Source organism: Anaerobacillus sp. ABA4_114, from assembly GCF_056159065.1.
In genome coordinates, this window is the sequence record NZ_JBSWUM010000001.1 from 2,703,667 (window position 1) to 2,722,198 (window position 18,532).

Genomic DNA, 18,532 nt, shown 5'->3' on the forward strand with positions numbered 1-18,532 from the left:
TATTAGAAGCTGTATATCCACTAAATTTTTCTAATGATTGTAATGTTCATTAGCATTAGGCTGTTTCAATTGAATTCTTTGATTGATCACATAAAACCCATAGAAACATAGACCGTACATTCCCCAGCTGATCAAATTTTCTAAAACAACACCTTCATCAAATGCTTCTACACCATAATTTAAAATCAACCAAGCTTTTGTACCCGCTAATATTCCGCTTCTAAGCCCAAAACCTAATGTAATGAATTGAAAGATCCTGAAAATGTCTCTTTGGTAAAACCTCAATTTAGTATTAGTCCTATTAAATCCTTGTAATTCTGCAAAATCTAACGAAAAAAATAACACGATCGGTTTCTTTATCAAAATAGAACTAATAAAAAATATTGCTAATGCTATTTGATAATAAACATTATTCCAAAGGAGCTTTATCCCTGTTCCTGACAATAGATCAACCAATGTACTTATGGTTAGGGTCGACAGAATGAACACTCCAAAAAAATTAATCCGTTTTGTTTTGATTGTTCGATATACTGTATACAAGAAACCTGGTACAGCAGATAGTAACATTGCATGGTAGATCCCTATAGGCTCTTTAACAAGGTTCCAAATTGCTACCGGAAAGATAAAGTAAAAAAGAACATCCAACAAAACAAGGTTCTTCATTCGTTCCTCCCCGTTATTAGTTTGTTAACTTCTTTCAGTAGGTTCATATTCACTTTCATATGCTCAATACCATTTTGAAGAATTAGATGGTACATTGACGATTCAAATTCATCATCAAAGCCCTTATCTACACCTAACCCATCTTCCCATTTTGAAATAACAGTGTGTAACTCTTCGATATGTTCCGAAATATATTCTTTAGCATCTTTTGGAGCAAGGTCTTTTATGAAAGATAAACTAGCATATAATTCTGAAGGTACGTTCTTGGTTGGTTGCTTTATTGACGCCTCTAATAACGTATTAAATCCACGTTCACCTTCTTCAGTTATCGTATAAACGACTCTTACTCTTTTTCCAGCCGTTTCTTTACGCAACTCTTCAATTAACCCTTCTTTCTCCATTTGCCTTAACGCATGGTAGATTGAATTTGTTTGAATCGTTGTCCATAGATCTACTTGACTATCATGTAAAATTTGTTGAATTTCATATCCGTGCATCGGTTTTTTGTGTATTAATCCTAGAATGATTAACCTATACATGTTATCCCTCAATTATATACTTAAATTTAAGTATATAATATTAAATATAATCTTGATTTTCAAGTATTTTCATGAATTTTCTTACAATTAAATACGGTCTTTACATCTATCAAGTAGTTTCTATCCCTGGGCAACCATATAAAAAAGCGATTATTCAATTTAATAATCGCTAAATATTTTGTTATGTAGGTGCGCTTTTTACGGTCCCATTATCCAAAAGAAATCACTATAAAACGCTGACACCATCACGAAGATTAAAAAGATTAGTTGACTTATCGTAAACAGGTAATCTTTTCGATTCGCTGCATACTTCCATTCCATGTAAGCTGTAAACGATTCAGAAATAATTATTAATAACATTAATAAAAACCAAGGTTCGAGAAACCATACCCACTCTTCTCTAGCTCTTGTAATATTATAGAAGGTCCCAAAAAGGATAAGGACGATTGCTACCCCTCTCATAACCCGATCCACTTTCTTATGCGTGCCATTCACAATGGTATTGGAGTAAAGCTTCTTCTTTTCAACCTTTAGCAACCTTCTCATAATCGCATTGAAAGATGTGATTAAGAAAACTAAGATTATCAGCACAATCAGTAACTTCAGCCAAAAATATGGTTCCACGCCATACAATTAAAACCAATCCTTTCCCCCGCAAACCAGCTTATCTTCTCTTCTTTTCTGGAAAATCCTGATAAGACAAGCTTATCATAGAATTTCTCTTTCATAACGATCATTCAGTATTCCATACAAACAACGCCCGGTTTCCACCGGGCGTTTTCGCTAAACTATCTTATTTTCCATACCAGTTCTTATTTGTTTCAATTTGGTCGTCATGTTCTTGATCCCAGTAGTCGACGCTATAAGCATAATCGTAGTTCATGATGCACTTAATGCCGCTTCCTTGCGGGTCATGACCTAGGCCATAGTTATGAGAGAATTCATGCTGAGCTGCATGCCATGTGTTTTCTGCACCTTGGTCAAGGTTTACTGAAACTGCGCTCTGGTATGGGTCGTTGGAGTACACATATGCGATTCCACCAGAGTTGAAGTTCGCATCGCGCGTGAATCCTACTAAGAAATCTTCGCCATTTCCATTCCAGTCGCGGTCAAGGTCTTGAAGAATTTCAGAAGCGTTCGCACCTTCTGAGTTCCATTGTGCGAATGTCTTCACTTGAAAATCAATATCGTGGTCACGAGTAAATCCGTTATCTGCGTTTTCAATAATGTTTTGAGTATACGTTTGCCAGTCACTGTGTGCTGCACGGTATTCTTCGTCAGCTGCAACGATGACCGTTACGACGCGCGTTCCGTTATCTCCTGAACCCGTATCGCCATCGTCGTCAGATCCACCTCCGCCGCCACAGAACAAGCAGATAAGCTCTCCTTCTTTCTTGTTCTTAGCAACATTTTTATCTTCTTTCTTTTGTTTCACGTTCTTTTTGATTTTCTTTTCTCCGATTTTCTCGCCTTGCTCGTTCACGATCTCTGCAACGGAATCATTCTCTACTTCAGCAGCTTCAGTGAATTCTTTTTTCCCTTTGTTCTTCGCTTTTGGAAGTGATTCGATCATGACTTTATTTCCTGCAGAATCGATCGTAGTTTCCCCTTCATGCGCATCATGTGTTGAAAACCCTGGCGCGATCGCTAGCGTAAGTGCTAGAGATAGTGCAACAAACCCTTTACGTTTCATGTGATGTTTCCCCCAAGTTTTTTTATTTTAGATTCGAACAACTATTAATCTAGCACAACTAAACACACGATTTCAGGGGGCTATTGGTCGAATCTTGTATGTTTATGTCTAAGAACAAAGAACTGTTTTTTTTAATAAAATCATAACAATAGGCTAAAATTTAATAGAAAAAACTCTCCTATATCGGAGAGTTTTTGTTTAACTACCGCTATGTTTGCCGCGCTGCTGGAGCTTTATGAGTCTATAGGTATGGGTAGCGATCACTTTTAGAACGGCATAGGTCGGAATGGCTAGAATGAGTCCGAGAAACCCAGCTAGACTACTAGCAACGAGTAATAATAAAATGATCGTCAGAGGATGAATATCGAGTCTTCTCCCCATCACCTGAGGTGAGATCAAATTACTCTCAATTTGTTGTATCACGATGACACCTAAGACGACGTAAAGCGCAGTTAATGGAGATTGAATAAACCCGACGATCACACCTGGGGCTGTCCCGATGATCGGACCAATAAACGGTACAACGTTTAAGAATAGCGCTATGAATGCTAGGATCAGCGCATAGTCGAGGCCGATGATCACATACCAGATATAGACGAACGTTCCTATAAATAGGCTTACGATCAGCTGTCCTTGAATGAACCCACTGAGTGCATCATCCATATCCTCAAGAATTTTCGCACCTTCCTTACGGTGAGCACGAGGCACAACGCGTAACAAAGAAGGCATAAGCTTTTTTCCATCCTTCAACATGTAATAGAGGATAAAAGGTAGAAGGACAATTCCTATTACAACATCCGTCACGATGGTTAAGAACGATAGTAAGTAGTTACCGAACGATGAACTGATCTCTCCGATCGATCCTGATATCCGTTCTGTCAATCCATCGACCGACACCATCTCACTTTGTAAAAGATTCGCTATGTAAGGATTGCTTTCCCACTCTGTTAGTGCGTCTTGCAGATCAGATACAAGTGCAGGCGCACCTTGAGCAAGACTATTAAACTGCTCTGTCAGTATGGGTCCGATGCTCAGCACGAGACCTGTAATCCCACCAGCAAGAGCGAGATATACGATCAATATTCCAAGCGGTCTCGGAACCTTCCCCTTTTCTAGTAAAGCGATGATTGGGCGCAATAAATAGTAGAACACTCCAGCAGCAATGATAGGGAATGCGAGTGTCGTAATTAAAATCCCGATCGGCCGAAATAGGAATTCGATCTTACTTCCGACCCATATCACTGTAAAAATCAATAGAAGCCATATGAGGAAACGAAACAAACGCGACCGTTCGATCATAACCATCCCTCACTTTCCTTTGTTAAATTTGATGATCCCTTTTCGATATAATCTGATGACCGTTTCTACAATCCATGCTGGCACTTTCTTCGGAAAATAAGAATTGCAGTAAATCGTATCGTACGCTGTCTTCAGATCATCCCAATGGCTGCATTCTTTCGTCTGGCGAAAACGAACAACGTCGATCACACGCACTTCTCCATTTTTAAGCAACATAACGTTTTGAAGATGTGTATCATTTGGATTCAACCCTTTCGTTCTAGCGTAATTGAGGGCTTCATCAACGACCTCTACCATTTCCCTAGTGATTTCGACCCCTTCGATCAAGCAATCATAAAACGTGATGCCATCCAAATATTCCAGAATGAGATAGCCCTCCCCAACTTCGTAGAGCTTCGGATAGTAGACGTCATTATCAAGTTCTTTATAAATTTCTGCTTCTTGAACTGCTAGGTTATGAAATTCAGGATAAAAGACTTTCACTACCTTCTCTTCACCAGAAAGTTTAAATACCGCTGCACTCCTCCCTTTCCCTATCGGATGGAGTCCGTCTGGATACGCAGCGATGGATGCCCCTTCAAAACGAATGCTGTTAACGAGATCGACTGCTGTTGTCATAGGGTCTCTTCCTCTCCTGATCCTGCCGTTATCTCTATTATATACGAAAGAACCACTACCACTATGGTAACGGTTCACGAGCAGTACCATATACATTTCTTACGATTTTTCTATACTAAAAGTTTCATAGCTAGAATGAGTCTCCTGTCATAATCTCCATGAAATATCGATAAAAGTTGAAATAGTCCAGTTTTATCGCAACGTTTTGTACCGGCCTACCATCAAATTCTTCCTGCTCAAAACTTTGCCTGAAATCACCGATACTGAGCCCTCGTGCCACACCATCGATTTCAACCGCAACTGGCGTCTCAAAAAACGTAAACAATTCGGGATGGACGACCGCCATAATCGTTGCCGCATCATGAACAGGTGATCCGCCTAAACCAGGTACCTTTTTCTGATAAAATTCAAAGTAGTAGTAATCAAGAAGTGGTTTGATCAAATCAGACTTACCTTTCGAATCGATATAATCGACCATCCCAGGCGTAATGATCGCGCTTTGTGTCACGTTTAACGGAAAAAGATTCACATTTTGAGCGTATCGCATCACGATGTTCGCTGCGACCGGATCTGCATGGAAATTGGCCTCTGCACTCGGTGTCACATTACCAGGTACATTAAACGCACCACCCATTACGTAAAAAGCATTGATTCTCTCCATCTTCTCAGGATACAACAAAAACAGCGTCGCAAGTGACGTCATTCTCCCCACGTTCACGATTACGAGATCATCATACTTTTCAATTAACGGAATCACCTGAAAAAAGTTTTCCAGCGGTGGAGAATGATTCGTTGGTGGTGTGATGGGCCCGAGTCCTTCTGGTCCATGAACGTCGGGATAGAAAACAGGAACTTCACCGGTCATAGGTTTTTCGGCACCACCCATCACGGGAATGTCCGTACGCCCCACTTCCTTTAAAAGGTAACGAACGTTATTCGCAGTTTGTTGTTTCGGAACATTTCCATAACAGGCAACGATCCCAATCACATCGATTTCATTCGATAAGTAAGCATATAGAAGTGCAATCGTATCATCGATCCCTACGTCTCCAAAAAACAGTACCTTCTGTCCCATAGATCCACCTCATCCAATTTCATCCTTAAGGGAATTTATTCAATGAGCGTGGCATATAGACGTATTCGAAAAGAATCGTAGAACCGGAGTCTTGTAAAACCTGCTTAGTCATTACATTCATACAAGAAAAAGAGCAGTTCTCACCTACTGCTCTTTCACAAAAATCGTTAGCTCATTGTGCAAGGCTTTCGCGCTGAACGGAAGGGGAAAGCCTTCATCTCCATCGATGTTTACGACGAGGTCCACCGAGGATTTTACTTCAAGGTTTGAAGCTGGGAAATACTCGATCTGCTCGTTACTCTGCAGCTTGCCATTGAAGAGGTCTGGAATCAATTTGATCACATGCGGAATCGAAAGTTTCTTAAGAATGAACACATGAAAATACCCATCGTTCACTTCAGCATGTGATGCGAACGACTCGATGCCACCAACTGAATTTGTTAACGCTACAAGCATCAGATACCCTTCACCGCGCCACTCTTTGTCATCGTATGTAACCTTGAGATCAAAAGGCGTTTTGTCTCTGAGCGCTTTTCCTCCTTCGATGAAATAAGCGAGTGGACCAAAACGTGACTTTTCTTCAGGTGTTACATCATACACCGCTTCAGCAATGGCTCCGACAGCAAGAACGTTCATGAAATATTGATCGTTGATCTTTCCGATATCGACCGATTTCGTATGACGATCTCTTAAGATGTCGAGAGCTTTTTCCGGCTGCATCGGTATGCCGAGTGCTCTCGCAAAATCATTGACCGTTCCAAGTGGGATAAATCCAAAGTCAGGTCTGTCTTCTCTTTCAGCAAGGCCATTGATACTTTCATTGATCGTCCCGTCTCCACCTAGGGAAATGAGCGTTTGGTATGGTCCTTCACACGCTTCCACCGCAAACCTTGTGGCGTCTCCTTCTTTCTCAGTAAAGCGTACGGTCACCTCATCGTGATTCTCTTTCAATATCGCTACAACTTCTTCTTCAAATTCCACTGCCTTCTCTTTACCGGAAGAAGGATTCACGATCAACATCGCTTTTTTCATACAACATCCCCATTTCTCTTACTAATTGATAGGTAGAAAGCTATGGTTCTTTTCCCATTATGGAAATTGATGAAACAACGTGATCAAGGAGTATCGATCATCTTATATGAAACTTTCTCTTTCCTTCATCCGTATACGTAATGTACCTCATAATTGAAAGGATGATCTCATTGTTTAAAAAGGTTGCCTCAGACGTATTAGGACTAAGTGATGTAGGAAGTGTCATCAAACCCGCTGATTACGACAAGGTAGATGCAGATGATTACGTACTTCACGAAGATGGAGAAAAGATTTATTTCTTGATTAAATCGAAAGCTGATGAATATTGCTTCACAAATCTCGCTTTAATTCATGTCGATGGTAAGAGCGCAACGAGCAGCAAGCGTACGTTAAGACGCTATGAATACAGCCACAACACGTTCAAGAACGTAGCTCTTGAAACAGCTGGTACAGTCGATCTTGACGTTGAAATCAAGTTTCAGCTAGGGAATGAAGTGTTTTCGATCGATGTACATAAGAAGTTTATTGAGGAGCTGAAAGATCTCTATAAGTCTCTCATCCGAATCGCTGAACTATCTAGAGAAAACGAAACGTATCACGAATTCTCAAGAAAAAGTCTAGATTTAGCTTCCTCTACTTTGACGAGTATGCGCCACAGCAACACAAACCTTCATGAAGAGTTCAAGCAGATCAACGAGATTGCATTCAACTGGCTCGAACAATCAAAGAAACAATACACGATCAAAGACTTTGGAGATGTGTTCGAACGCTACATCAACAATTAATGAACAATGGGTCAGGCAAAACGCCTGACCCTTTATTTTATCTTTGACTTTCTAACGTCAATCCTTCTCTCGCTAGTGCAAAATGAATGCCATGACGTAACGTTGAAAAACACGTAAGTCCTTCAAGTTCTGCCCTTGATTGAACAACTTGTATACTAAGCTTAGGGGAAATCCCAACCAACAAGCATGTTACGCCTAATAATTCTGACGCTTTTACCATGCTATGCAGTAAGTCGATGGTCACGTTATCGACATCATTGATTCCAGTTAAATCGAGAATCAACGTATTCGCTTTGTAGTCTGGAAGCTGTTTAAGTGTTTTTGTCATCAACTCATCGATTCGAGTTTCATCGTATTTCCCTATGAGTGGAATGACGAGAATATGATCCAATACCGGAATGATCGGTGCCGATATCTCCTTGATCATCTGCTGCAGCTCATTGGTACGCTCTGATACTTTTTTCTCTAGGTCCACAAGTTCAAGCCGCTTCTTCTCCTGAATCATATCCGTAATGTGTTCTTTAGGCGTTATGGATGATGGCGCGAATTCATACTCTGAATAGCTGTCGCCTTTAATTTGGCTTTTCCTAACGTTATACCAAACTTTCTCTTTGAACAAGCCGCTGAAAACTCCTGCCCAATGTCCTGGAATAAACGTTCCTTCCTCATGTTTCCCTTGTTCTCTATTAACCTTGTATTCCCAGCTGTTCTTCACACGAACAATAGCTTTGTTTCTTGCTTGGTCAATGTCAAGTATCGTCGTAATGCCCCAACCAGCTGTGTTGTACGTTTTAGGTAAACTATTTACAATGAGGTCGAGCTCTCCAATCGATTCATGATAAAAATCGCTTACGATTTCTCCGGTTCGATAGCCTGCCGTTTCTAACACGAGTGCCGCCTCGTCTTCCCCTGCTATTTCTTCAATGGAATCCAGAAAAACTTTAAACGCGGTATTAATCCAGAAGATTAATGCCCCATCTCCTTCATACGTAAAACTTCCTTCGTCTGTATCCCACTCGAACTTCGAGCCGTTCACATCTAGATAGTGGTGATTCGTGCTTAAATCATTCCCCATCGGTAAACCTCCTAAAATGGGGTCAGGCACGCGCCTGACCCCATTGATATGCATATCCAGAGAAATAAACATCTTCATTATCTTTAAATGTATAAACAACTTCTTCTTGCTCAGGATGAAAGTAGACAATTAGATAGTCTCCACTCTGATCTTTCATACGCTTACCACAATTATACAATGGATACTCGTTAATTTGTAGAGAATCGCAATTTAATTCTGTCCTGATCCACTCCATCACCGCTTCATTCTCACCCATAACTTCCCCCTAAGATGTAGCTTATTAACACTACGTTTCCACATATCGGGGGTTCCAAAACCATTAATTGTTAAATTTCAATTTCCTTTGCGTCTGCATCTAGGCTGTGTACTTTTTGTAAGTAATGAGTGATATTCTTCTCTACTTCATGTGGGCATTCAAAACCTAGCTCATTACCAACGTGTCTACAAAGATCCATGAAAAGGTCATTCATATTGAAAAGCGCGTTCCAATTATCCTCAATATCTGCCCCTGCATACGTTTCCTCAAGCTTTTCCCACGTTTCAGAATCAAGATAGCGCTTAAACCAGCGCCCGCATTTATTAGGGTTAACTTCCCAGTTAAACTGGACCCCTAATGACCATTCAAGGATTCTTTGTAAGTAGTTAAACCGCATCACATTGTCGAGCATGTATTTTGCAAAAAAGAGTTCATCACGCCACAAGCTTTTGGCCACATACGTCGTATCCCACCAATAACTATTGACGAGTTCTTGAAATTCGTCTTGTGTTGGCTTTTTCACCTGAAATGCTTTGTTACTAGGCGTCACCATATCCTCAACGATCTGATCTTTATCTAATAAAACCTTATAACCCAGGTCATAGTGAGGTGGCAGTTCTTGTAACTGTGCGATTTCTTTCAACGTCGCTGTACTTGAGATTTGGAAATCGATCCGAGTACCATCCATATACATGACGAGCCTCGTCACCCACCCATCACTTTCCCTTGGGACTAGCGGGACAGTCGTCAAACGATCACCAAACCGATTCAGCCATGTGTCGTCTTCAAGGAATCGGTCCAAGCTGTCTGTAAATACTTCGATATCATAGTCTGTAAACACATCACGAAATGCATGAGGATTTGCACGAGAGCTCGTCATCAATAACGCTCGAACATGTTCATCTGCGGTTCCCCATTCCATCAAGTCCATCAACATTCTTTTTTGATCCTTCACTTCTGCTTCACCCGCTCCCCCTATTCTTTTGCGAACACTTATGTATAAATTCCGAAGCTCTTGCTTCGGAATTTAAAACAGCACTCCTGCAATCGCTCCTAGCACGCCAAGAATGATGATGAGGATTACCCAGAAGATCGCAAAGATAACGATGATCCAACCGATAAACTTTCTACCTGTTTGGATGAAGTAGATCCCTAGTACGAGCGGACCGATGAAGAACCCAAGTATCGCCCAGATAATAGCACTTTTGTCTCGTTTCTTCGCATCAACATATAAATAAATAGCGATTACGATATTAATCAATAAACTCAATGATAGCTCCATGAACTCACCTCACTTCTCTGTTGGTAAAATGATACCCTATTGAATTTTTAAATAAACAGATTAAATCATTGGCTGACTCCGCTTAAACGTCAACTTGCAGCGTATCGTAAGCAAATGACATGTTCTTTCCTTTTAGCTTAAGCTTTTCTTCAACTTTTAATAAGTCGTCGTATCCTAACCCGTCTGGTTCTTCTATATGTGTAATCAGAACACGGTTCACATTCAACTTCGAAATGATGTCTAACGTTTGTTCGAAGGTTGCTTCTTCAGAAAGAACAGGGTGCTCTTCTAGGATTTGTCTCTTACCTGTTAATGGATTGAACTCAAACACGCCTGATGGAATAACAGCGAGATCAAGTTCTCCTAAGTCTGGTGGATTCCAGCCATATAGCTCGTCTGGGGCAATCAAGACCCTTTTATCTCCTTCAAATAAAAAGGCATACACATAGTCCTCTGATAAACGGAATGGTGTGATCGTCACCCCATTTTGTGTGATCGATTCACCATCCGTAAGATGATGAATTGCTATGTAGTTTTGACTTTCAAAGAAGGAAAGGTGCTCACCGGAACCTAATCTCGTTTTAAAATCGATGCCTACTTGTTCAGGTAAATACACATCCATCGTCGTTCCATTCGGTGGGTAGTTGATCCAATCTGCATTCATCGTCTCTAGTACCCTTCTTCCCATCACATGGTCAGGATGCCAGTGAGAATACAAAACACCATCGATCTTCTGAACGGATGAGCGATTCAATTGCATGTAGCTATCTTCTGGTGTATCAATCAAGACGTTCGGACCATGAACAAAAACACTTGGGCCAGACCTACTATATGGAACCCCTTTCTCTCTCGCTTCATTACATACATGACAGTGACAAAGCGGACGCGGTGCAGCCATCGCTCCGCCTGTTCCTAAGAACTCAATCTTCATAACTCCACTCCTCTCTTGCAATAAGTCTACAGAAGTTCGTTATGGAAAAAAAGAGAAATAGTAGTAAAGTTTTACTTAAAATACACAACGGATTCCTCAGTTTAGTTCTCACTGTCGGTGGAAGATTTGCTATAGAATCAATTAAAGGAGGATGTTAGCTCTATGCCTGAAACGGAAACGACTTATCAACTGCCAAGGATTGGTTCACCAGCACCTGCCTTTACAGCAACAAGTACACATGGAAAGATTTCTCTTGAAGACTATAATGACAAGTGGTTCATTCTCTTTTCTCACCCTGCAGACTTTACACCTGTTTGCACGACTGAGTTCGTCGCTTTTCAGGAGGTTTATCCTGAGCTTCGAGACTATGGGGTCGAGCTTATCGGATTGAGCGTTGACAGCGTATCTTCTCACCTTGCATGGATCCGAAACATCGAGAAGAATTTTAACAAAGAGATCGAGTTTCCAGTCATCGCCGACCTTGACCGTGAAGTCGCAACAAAATACGGCATGATCATGCCTGGAGAGAGTCAAACTGAAACGAGTCGAGCAGTTTTCGTCGTCGATGATAAGCAGGTCGTCAGATCGATCATCTATTATCCATTAACAACCGGAAGAAACATGAAGGAAATTTTGAGACTCGTGAAAGCATTAAAAACAACGGATGATAAAGGAGTCCCAACTCCTGCAAATTGGGAACCTGGAGATAAGGTCCTCGTCTCTCCACCTAAAACGGTTAAAGCGATGAACGAACGGAAGATGGATCCAAACCTCGAGTGCATCGACTGGTACCTTTGTCAAAAAGAACTGAAAGAATAACAAGTGCACGGCTGCTCAAATGAGCGGCCGTTTTGTATGTCCAATCCATTCCTGAAATTTCATCTTATGGCATATTCCTGCGACGATTGCACACAGTAAAGCTATATACGTAAAAAAAGCGAGGTGATGGCGATGTTCAATAAGAAAAAGTCTTTTCATAAACGGATCGAGAACATAAAGCAGACGTTCGGACAACCTGATGACTTAATCATTCATATTGTCCAAAAAGAATCGATCGCTATTGCCATCATCTACTTTAAAAGCCTTGTAGAACAAGATGCCTTAAAAAGGGAAGTCGTCAAGAAGATTCAGCTTTCTTCCGTTGATGAAGACTTTCTAGAAAACTACATGAATGTCGTGACGTCACCCGCTTCACTTAAGGAGCAGGACGAAATATTTGATGACCTTTTAGAAGGCATGGCGGTTGTGGTCGTGAGTCATTCAGACGCATACGTCATGTGTGATGTTGCATCGACTGAAGGAAGAGATATCGTCCCTTCAGAAACTGAGATCAATATTAGAGGTCCTCATGAAGCATTTACAGAAAGACTCGACAAGAATTTAGGATTACTTCGTATGCGACTACGAAATCCTAATCTACGTCTAGTCAGCCTTCAACTAGGAAACGTAACCAAAACAAAAGTCGTCGTGTGTTATATCGAAGGTACGACTCCTTCTGAAATCGTGGAAGAAGTATTCAGTCGTCTGAAGCATATTGATGTCGATATCATTCTAGAATCTCAAATGATCGAAGAAGCAATCATTGATCAACAGGTTGCTTTATTTCCAACCATCTCCAATACAGAGCTTCCTGCAAAAGTAGCATCTAGACTGATCGAAGGGCGAGTGGCGATCCTCACTGAAGGTACGCCATTCGTTTTAACAGTTCCATCACTTTTCACAGAGTTCTTTCAAGCTCCTGAAGATTATTATCAACGTTGGGACATTGCGACGTTGCTTCGAATGTTACGGTTTACAACCTTCATATGGGGTACGCTCGTTCCAGGACTGTTTGTAGCTCTCACCACTTATCACCAGGAAATGATCCCAGGACATCTTTTATACAGCTTTGCAGCACAGCGTGAGGGTCTCCCTTATCCATCGCTTGTTGAAGTTCTCATCATGGAGTTTATCTTTGAAGTTCTCCGTGAAGCTGGGGTTCGAATGCCGGTTGCGATTGGTTCTGCCATCTCGATCGTTGGAGCACTCGTTCTCGGCCAAGCTGCAGTGCAAGCAGGATTGATTTCAGCTGCGGTTGTAATCGTCGTATCCCTTACAGCAGTCGCAAACTTCGTTAGTCCTGCTTACAACTTCGGTGTAACCGGAAGGATCCTTCGATTCGGCTTCCTTTTAGCAGGTGGATTTTTAGGTTTTTATGGCATGTTCTTCTTGTTTTTAATCGTCCTAGTTCACGCAGCATCCCTTCAATCATTTGGAGTCTCGTATCTCACTCCATTCGCACCGTTAAATTTGAGGGATTTACGAGATTCGTTTGTTCGTCTACCTGAAAACTGGGTGAAGAACCAAATTCCTAAAGGGATCGGAAGAAAGGAGTAGGAAGATGAAAAAGACTATTGCTCTCTTGCTTACCCTCCTTCTCCTTACTGGATGCTGGGATCAAGGTGATATTTCAGAGCTCGTGATCGTGGACATGATGGGGATTGAAAAAGATAAAACCTCAGATGAATTCATTGTTTACTTTCAAGTTGTCAATCCCACATCGTTCGCAACGCAAGATAGAAGAATTGATTCAAGCCCTGTTTATACGTATGTCAGTAAACACAAGTCATTAAAAGCTGCGGTAGATAAAGCGAGCCTTAAAGTTCCAAGACACATGTTTTTTGCAAAAACCAAAGTTCTTCTGTTATCAAATGAGTTAGAAGTATCAGATATCATAGAGATCTTTAACTTTTTGGATCGAAATAGTGAAACAAGAGCGCCAATTCAAACTGCCGTCTCTCTCCAGCCGCTTACAGAAACGATGTTCCGCCTAACAAAGATGAATTTTATACCAGGACAATGGCTCTATGATAACTTTGAAGCATCACAGAAGCATTATACGGCTACGCACATGAAGTATCGGATAAGAGATAGCGTAGAGAAATACTACAGAGACGGAAATCTCTTGTTTCCTGCAGTTGTCTTTTTAGATCAAGAAGCAGAAAACCTCGAGTTTCTTCAAGAAGTCGACACGAGTTCTGGTCATGCTCAATTTATAGGGGGAATCGCATATCAGAAAAAAGCTGATCCAGTCTCACTATCAAACGAGGAGATGGCACTGTACCATCTTTTAGTGAATGAATTGAATCAGATGCCGATTACGATTACTGAAGATGAGAAAGATGCTCACTTCTTAGATATCAATCGTTGCGAAACGAAGCACAAAACCACGAAAAAACACCCTTTTGCATTTACATTCGACGTTAAATGCAAAGCAGATTTTCTTAACAGTAAAGTTTCTGAGTCGTTAACGATGAAAACAATAAACAACATAGAAAAGGTTGCCAACAAAACTCTTGAGGAAAAGCTTCATGAACTGACTGAAAAGCTTCAAGAGGAAGAACTAGACATACTTGGACTTTTCTCAAGATATCCTTCGATGACTAACGAAGAGAAAAGAGCAGCATTAAAGAATGCTACCATTTCGTATAACGTGAAAATAGAAATAAATGACGTTGGGAACATCATTAACCCATACAACGACTAGGAGGAATAGAGATGAAGGATTCGAGCGTCAATCATTTAACAACGTGGCAATTCTTCTTACTTGCGACGAACTATTTGATCGGACCGACCTATTTCGTGCAAATGAGCGGGTTGATCGGCACAACGAACCAATGGTCATGGATTCCCCCTATACTCGCATTCATCATGAGCCTTGGCGTCATTTGGTTATGGCTGCACCTTCTAAAACGACATCCGGGGAAAGACCTTGCGGAAATTACGGTTAACCTACTTGGTCAAAAAATAGGCTTCGTCATCTCCCTCATCTTTATTTACTTCTTCATTTTGATCGCTTCACTCGCTACAAGAAACGTCGGTGATGTGATCACCACTGTTGCAATGGACTTTACACCAACAGTGGTGTTTAACCTTCTTACCATTGCGGTCGCTATCTACCTTCTTTCAAAAGGTATACGGACGTTAGGTCGTACGGTAGAAATCTTAACTCCGTTTATCTTTATCATTTTCTGGGGTTCACTTTTCCTCGTTATCGGAGAATGGGACACGGAACGCCTTATTCCACTTCCTGGCTCATTCGATATGAAAGCAATTGGAAGCATGACGATCGCTTTTTTCAGTTTCCCTTATCTTGAATTCCTTCCAATTCTCATGCTGATTCCACTAACAAGAAATAATAAACGAACAAGAAAGAGTGTGTACTTAGCAAGTATCGTCACGACCGTTTCCACGATCGGCGTCATCTTTCTCCTAATAGGAACGATCGGATGTATGCGAATTTCAAACCTAACGTATCCTACCATGGCTTCTGCTCAAGAAATCAGTTTATTCAAAACGATTGAAAACCTTGACGTATTCGTTTCTTCTATTTTAATAACAACTGTGTTGATCAAAGTATCCATTCTCCTTTATGCAGCGTTTATCTTTATTAAATGCGTCTTTCGTTTTCCATACAAGATTCCGATTCTCTTTATCCTACTATTTATAACAACGGCTTTTTCAATGGGCACCCACACTAACATCGTTGAAAATATCGAATACGCTAAAACACTCGTCCCGATCTATTCCGTTGTACTTGGCATCATTTTGCCTGTATTACTGCTGATCATTTCGTATGTAAGGAAGGAGGCACAGTCATGAATGTGTTCATGTTTTTGCCATTTCTTGCTTTTCTTCTCATCACTACAATCTTTCTTATCGCAAAGAAAGATCGAGCTAACCTCATCAAGTTTTTCTTAATGTCACTCGTGACTGGGTGGATTTGGTGGACGTGGTCAATGGACAACCTCATCGATCCACTCTATCCAGTAAAGATGCTTGCAAAAGGACTTCAAAACCTTTGAGAAAAAATAAAAATAACCCCAGGCAACATGCCAGGGGTTGAAATTAAACGCTTACAATATCACTTTCAGAACAGCATCAATTTTTGCATGATCTTCAGGTGACGAATCAACATGGTGCCAGATTAACTTTCCGTTTTCTGAATATACATAAGTCCCACCTTGGATATACACGTCTGCTTTCTTCATTGAAGTTAAGACAACATTCTTCTGACGCTCATCTTTTGGAATAAAGTTTTTCACCTTTCCAAATAAGAAGCCGAATGCGGCTTGTGATAGTAGCTTCCATTTCGGTGATGTTTTATGCCCTAGCTGATAATATGCTTCCTTATTCGGATCACCTAGAATTGGGTATGGAAAAGGTCCAAATGCCTCTATAAATTTGCTAATGAACACTGCATTCGACGGCGCGATTACATAAACAGTAACACCTTTATCATGAAATTCATCAATTCGCTCACGCAACTGCGTGAGATATTCTCGACAGATTGGTCAACCGAGGTGACGAACAAAGACAACGACAGTCGGATTTTTCTCTTCGATGATCTCATCAAATGAAATGAAATTGGTAGATTGTGTTTCAAAGAATATATTATTCATTTTAGATCCCTCCAATCTTACTAATTGTATCGATGTTCACATCATGTTATCAAGAAAAAGCCACCTAACTCCATCCATATATTGGTCCTTCTACTTTTATTATTTAAGTTGACACTTAATTAAGTGAATGCTACATTATAGGCATGATAGAAAAAGCGATCCACTCACTATCCGCACCAACACGTCGTGAAATATTGCATGTTCTACAAGATCATGAGCTGACATCAAGTGACATCGCACAACATTTTGACATGTCAGCACCAGCGATCTCGCAACACCTGAAAGTCTTGGAGCAGTCGGGACTTCTTGCTTTACGAAAGGAAGGGACGAAACGCTACTATCGAATAAGAAGGGAAGGTTTTGCAGAATTAAAGGCATTCATCGATCAGTTCTGGGACAACAGCTTACTACGACTTAAAGAAGCTGCTGAAGAAGAGGAAAGGAGTAATCATGAAGCAAAAGACCGAGAACCTTAGAAAAGAATTATTTATCGAATGTCGCCCCGAGACACTCTTCCCGTTCTTCATCAACCCAGAAAAAATGATTCGTTGGATGGGAAAACAAGTAATGTTAGAGCCTGTGCTTGGCGGGAAATACCGCATCGCTATCAACGAAGGTAATGTCGCGATCGGAGAGTATAAGGAAATCGTTGAGAATAAAAAAGTCGTAATGACCTGGGGGTGGGAAGGTTCAGACATCATGCCGCCTGGATCTAGTACAGTAGAGTTTATATTAGAAGGTCAGGACACAGGTACACTGCTTGTACTCACTCATTATGATATCCCAGTCGAAAAAGTCCCTTCGAACAAAAAGGGATGGACACACTATATGGAGCGGATGAAGCTTCTAGGTGAAGGACACGATTTAGGAGCCGATCCATGGTCACTACTAACTAAAGAGGAGGAAAATAAGAAATGAACAACATTCATGAAGAAATCAGATTTGATGCAAAGGCAGAAGCACTTTACAATGTGCTTCTTGATTCTAAGCAGTTTAGCGAAATGACAGGTGGCGCACCTGCAGACATTACTCCAGAAGCAGGTGGCTCATTTTCATGCTTTGGTGGAATGATTGAAGGAAGAACGATCGAACTTATCCCTAACGAACGGATCGTCCAAGCGTGGCGTGCAGGAAATTGGGATTCAGGAGTCTACTCCATCGTCAATTTCGAATTTAAGCAAGTAGGTAATGAAACAGAGCTCATCTTTGATCATACCGGATTCCCTGAAGGACAAGGCGAACACTTGAAGAACGGTTGGGAAGAAAACTATTGGAAACCACTAAAGAATTATTTAAGTTTATAAATAGTAAAGAGCTTGAATCATCAAGCTCTTTTTTACTTTCACGAAACTTTTTGACCCAGTAACTCGTATACAAGCCAATCCCATCACTTAGGAGGAATATATGTTCAAAGTAGGCAGTATTTTCATTCCTGTAACTGATCTCAACAAAGCGGTAAAGTGGTACGAAGTCAACCTCGGTGTGACGAAGATTGACAGCTGGGATGGCGGTGTTGGATTTTATTTTCCAAACGATGATACACAGCTCGCCTTAATTCAAGTAGGTGAGTCACAGTCAACTGAATTCACAATTTCGACTGATTCAAAGAACGGGTATTATAATTTTCTCGTCGATGATATTGAAGAAGCTTATGAGAAGTTACACGAAAATGGCGTCGTGACAACTGAAATCGAAGCATTTGGTGGCATGAAGGGATTTGATTTCTATGATTTAGACGGCAATACGTTCAGCGTAGTAAATGAAGTGAAGGACTCTCCATATCATCGTGATGAGGTACGGAAAGAACAGAACAAGCTCTAACATAAAAGCGCCCTCGCTTGGG

At 40.9% G+C, this 18,532-nt stretch carries 24 protein-coding genes; 10 read left to right on the plus strand and 14 right to left on the minus strand.

Annotation, left to right across the window (positions count from 1 at the left end):
* Positions 1–30: 30 nt before the first annotated feature.
* The 8 genes from ACXAEY_RS13785 to ACXAEY_RS13820 all read right to left on the minus strand — a co-directional run bounded on the left by ACXAEY_RS13785 (position 31) and on the right by ACXAEY_RS13820 (position 6,919).
* Complete coding sequence (locus ACXAEY_RS13785) at positions 31–663, minus strand: VC0807 family protein (RefSeq protein WP_474812586.1); 633 nt, start codon at positions 661–663, stop codon at positions 31–33.
* A complete protein-coding gene (locus tag ACXAEY_RS13790; protein WP_474812588.1) occupies positions 660–1,202 on the minus strand; it encodes a PadR family transcriptional regulator in 543 nt (180 codons plus the stop codon). Before ACXAEY_RS13790 ends, ACXAEY_RS13785 begins: the two co-directional genes overlap by 4 nt.
* Before the next feature lie 198 nt (positions 1,203–1,400).
* Entirely contained in the window at positions 1,401–1,826 is a 426-nt protein-coding gene (locus ACXAEY_RS13795; protein ID WP_474814835.1) for a DUF4181 domain-containing protein, read from the minus strand.
* Positions 1,827–1,995: 169 nt separating this feature from the next.
* Complete coding sequence (locus ACXAEY_RS13800; RefSeq protein ID WP_474812590.1) at positions 1,996–2,895, minus strand: zinc-dependent metalloprotease; 900 nt, start codon at positions 2,893–2,895, stop codon at positions 1,996–1,998.
* Between the two features lie 198 nt (positions 2,896–3,093).
* Positions 3,094–4,194 carry an AI-2E family transporter gene (locus ACXAEY_RS13805; protein ID WP_474812591.1) on the minus strand — a complete coding sequence of 367 codons (1,101 nt, stop codon included), beginning with the start codon at positions 4,192–4,194 and terminating at the stop codon, positions 3,094–3,096.
* A 9-nt stretch (positions 4,195–4,203) separates the two neighbouring features.
* Positions 4,204–4,812 (minus strand): serine/threonine protein kinase, encoded by a 609-nt coding sequence (locus ACXAEY_RS13810; protein WP_474812593.1) that lies wholly within the window; start codon positions 4,810–4,812, stop codon positions 4,204–4,206.
* 130 nt (positions 4,813–4,942) lie between these two features.
* Positions 4,943–5,887: a nucleoside hydrolase gene (locus ACXAEY_RS13815; protein WP_270181456.1), complete on the minus strand. Its 945-nt coding sequence runs from the start codon at positions 5,885–5,887 to the stop codon at positions 4,943–4,945.
* Between the two features lie 144 nt (positions 5,888–6,031).
* Positions 6,032–6,919 (minus strand): diacylglycerol/lipid kinase family protein, encoded by an 888-nt coding sequence (locus ACXAEY_RS13820; protein ID WP_474812595.1) that lies wholly within the window; start codon positions 6,917–6,919, stop codon positions 6,032–6,034.
* A 170-nt stretch (positions 6,920–7,089) separates the two neighbouring features.
* Here ACXAEY_RS13820 and ACXAEY_RS13825 point away from each other — a divergent pair, with 170 nt between their 5' ends.
* Positions 7,090–7,704, plus strand: a complete 615-nt coding sequence (locus ACXAEY_RS13825; protein WP_270181454.1) for a PH domain-containing protein — start codon at positions 7,090–7,092, stop codon at positions 7,702–7,704.
* 37 nt (positions 7,705–7,741) lie between these two features.
* On the opposite strand, the gene ACXAEY_RS13830 is transcribed toward ACXAEY_RS13825, so the two are convergent.
* The 5 genes from ACXAEY_RS13830 to ACXAEY_RS13850 all read right to left on the minus strand — a co-directional run bounded on the left by ACXAEY_RS13830 (position 7,742) and on the right by ACXAEY_RS13850 (position 11,248).
* Entirely contained in the window at positions 7,742–8,779 is a 1,038-nt protein-coding gene (locus tag ACXAEY_RS13830) for an STAS domain-containing protein (protein ID WP_474812597.1), read from the minus strand.
* A 22-nt stretch (positions 8,780–8,801) separates the two neighbouring features.
* The gene (locus tag ACXAEY_RS13835) at positions 8,802–9,035 is read right to left on the minus strand and encodes a hypothetical protein (RefSeq protein ID WP_474812599.1); all 234 of its coding nucleotides are present in this window, start codon (positions 9,033–9,035) and stop codon (positions 8,802–8,804) included.
* Between the two features lie 70 nt (positions 9,036–9,105).
* Positions 9,106–9,990 (minus strand): aminoglycoside 6-adenylyltransferase, encoded by an 885-nt coding sequence (locus ACXAEY_RS13840; protein ID WP_474812601.1) that lies wholly within the window; start codon positions 9,988–9,990, stop codon positions 9,106–9,108.
* 72 nt (positions 9,991–10,062) lie between these two features.
* Positions 10,063–10,317 (minus strand): hypothetical protein, encoded by a 255-nt coding sequence (locus tag ACXAEY_RS13845; protein ID WP_474812603.1) that lies wholly within the window; start codon positions 10,315–10,317, stop codon positions 10,063–10,065.
* 82 nt (positions 10,318–10,399) lie between these two features.
* Positions 10,400–11,248 carry an MBL fold metallo-hydrolase gene (locus tag ACXAEY_RS13850; protein ID WP_474812605.1) on the minus strand — a complete coding sequence of 283 codons (849 nt, stop codon included), beginning with the start codon at positions 11,246–11,248 and terminating at the stop codon, positions 10,400–10,402.
* 162 nt (positions 11,249–11,410) lie between these two features.
* Here ACXAEY_RS13850 and ACXAEY_RS13855 point away from each other — a divergent pair, with 162 nt between their 5' ends.
* The 5 genes from ACXAEY_RS13855 (at position 11,411) to ACXAEY_RS13875 (ending at position 16,092) form a co-directional block, all read left to right on the plus strand.
* On the plus strand, positions 11,411–12,067 hold the full coding sequence (locus ACXAEY_RS13855; RefSeq protein ID WP_474812606.1) for a peroxiredoxin: 657 nt from the start codon (positions 11,411–11,413) through the stop codon (positions 12,065–12,067).
* A gap of 132 nt (positions 12,068–12,199) precedes the next feature.
* Positions 12,200–13,624, plus strand: a complete 1,425-nt coding sequence (locus ACXAEY_RS13860; RefSeq protein WP_474812608.1) for a spore germination protein — start codon at positions 12,200–12,202, stop codon at positions 13,622–13,624.
* 4 nt (positions 13,625–13,628) lie between these two features.
* Positions 13,629–14,774, plus strand: coding sequence for a Ger(x)C family spore germination protein (locus tag ACXAEY_RS13865; protein ID WP_474812610.1), 1,146 nt, complete (start codon positions 13,629–13,631; stop codon positions 14,772–14,774).
* An 11-nt stretch (positions 14,775–14,785) separates the two neighbouring features.
* On the plus strand, positions 14,786–15,889 hold the full coding sequence (locus tag ACXAEY_RS13870; protein WP_474812612.1) for a GerAB/ArcD/ProY family transporter: 1,104 nt from the start codon (positions 14,786–14,788) through the stop codon (positions 15,887–15,889).
* A complete protein-coding gene (locus ACXAEY_RS13875; RefSeq protein ID WP_474812614.1) occupies positions 15,886–16,092 on the plus strand; it encodes a hypothetical protein in 207 nt (68 codons plus the stop codon). The genes ACXAEY_RS13870 and ACXAEY_RS13875 overlap by 4 nt, the downstream gene beginning before the upstream one ends.
* Positions 16,093–16,143: 51 nt before the next feature.
* Here ACXAEY_RS13875 and ACXAEY_RS13880 read toward each other — a convergent pair whose 3' ends face one another.
* Positions 16,144–16,578, minus strand: a complete 435-nt coding sequence (locus tag ACXAEY_RS13880; protein ID WP_474814837.1) for an AhpC/TSA family protein — start codon at positions 16,576–16,578, stop codon at positions 16,144–16,146.
* A gap of 254 nt (positions 16,579–16,832) precedes the next feature.
* Here ACXAEY_RS13880 and ACXAEY_RS13885 point away from each other — a divergent pair, with 254 nt between their 5' ends.
* The 4 genes from ACXAEY_RS13885 to ACXAEY_RS13900 all read left to right on the plus strand — a co-directional run bounded on the left by ACXAEY_RS13885 (position 16,833) and on the right by ACXAEY_RS13900 (position 18,510).
* Positions 16,833–17,165 (plus strand): ArsR/SmtB family transcription factor, encoded by a 333-nt coding sequence (locus tag ACXAEY_RS13885; RefSeq protein WP_474812615.1) that lies wholly within the window; start codon positions 16,833–16,835, stop codon positions 17,163–17,165.
* Positions 17,140–17,607, plus strand: coding sequence for an SRPBCC family protein (locus ACXAEY_RS13890; protein WP_474812617.1), 468 nt, complete (start codon positions 17,140–17,142; stop codon positions 17,605–17,607). The genes ACXAEY_RS13885 and ACXAEY_RS13890 overlap by 26 nt, the downstream gene beginning before the upstream one ends.
* Entirely contained in the window at positions 17,604–17,993 is a 390-nt protein-coding gene (locus ACXAEY_RS13895; RefSeq protein ID WP_474812619.1) for an SRPBCC domain-containing protein, read from the plus strand. Before ACXAEY_RS13890 ends, ACXAEY_RS13895 begins: the two co-directional genes overlap by 4 nt.
* Before the next feature lie 100 nt (positions 17,994–18,093).
* Positions 18,094–18,510 (plus strand): VOC family protein, encoded by a 417-nt coding sequence (locus tag ACXAEY_RS13900; protein WP_474812621.1) that lies wholly within the window; start codon positions 18,094–18,096, stop codon positions 18,508–18,510.
* The last annotated feature ends 22 nt before the right edge of the window (positions 18,511–18,532 follow it).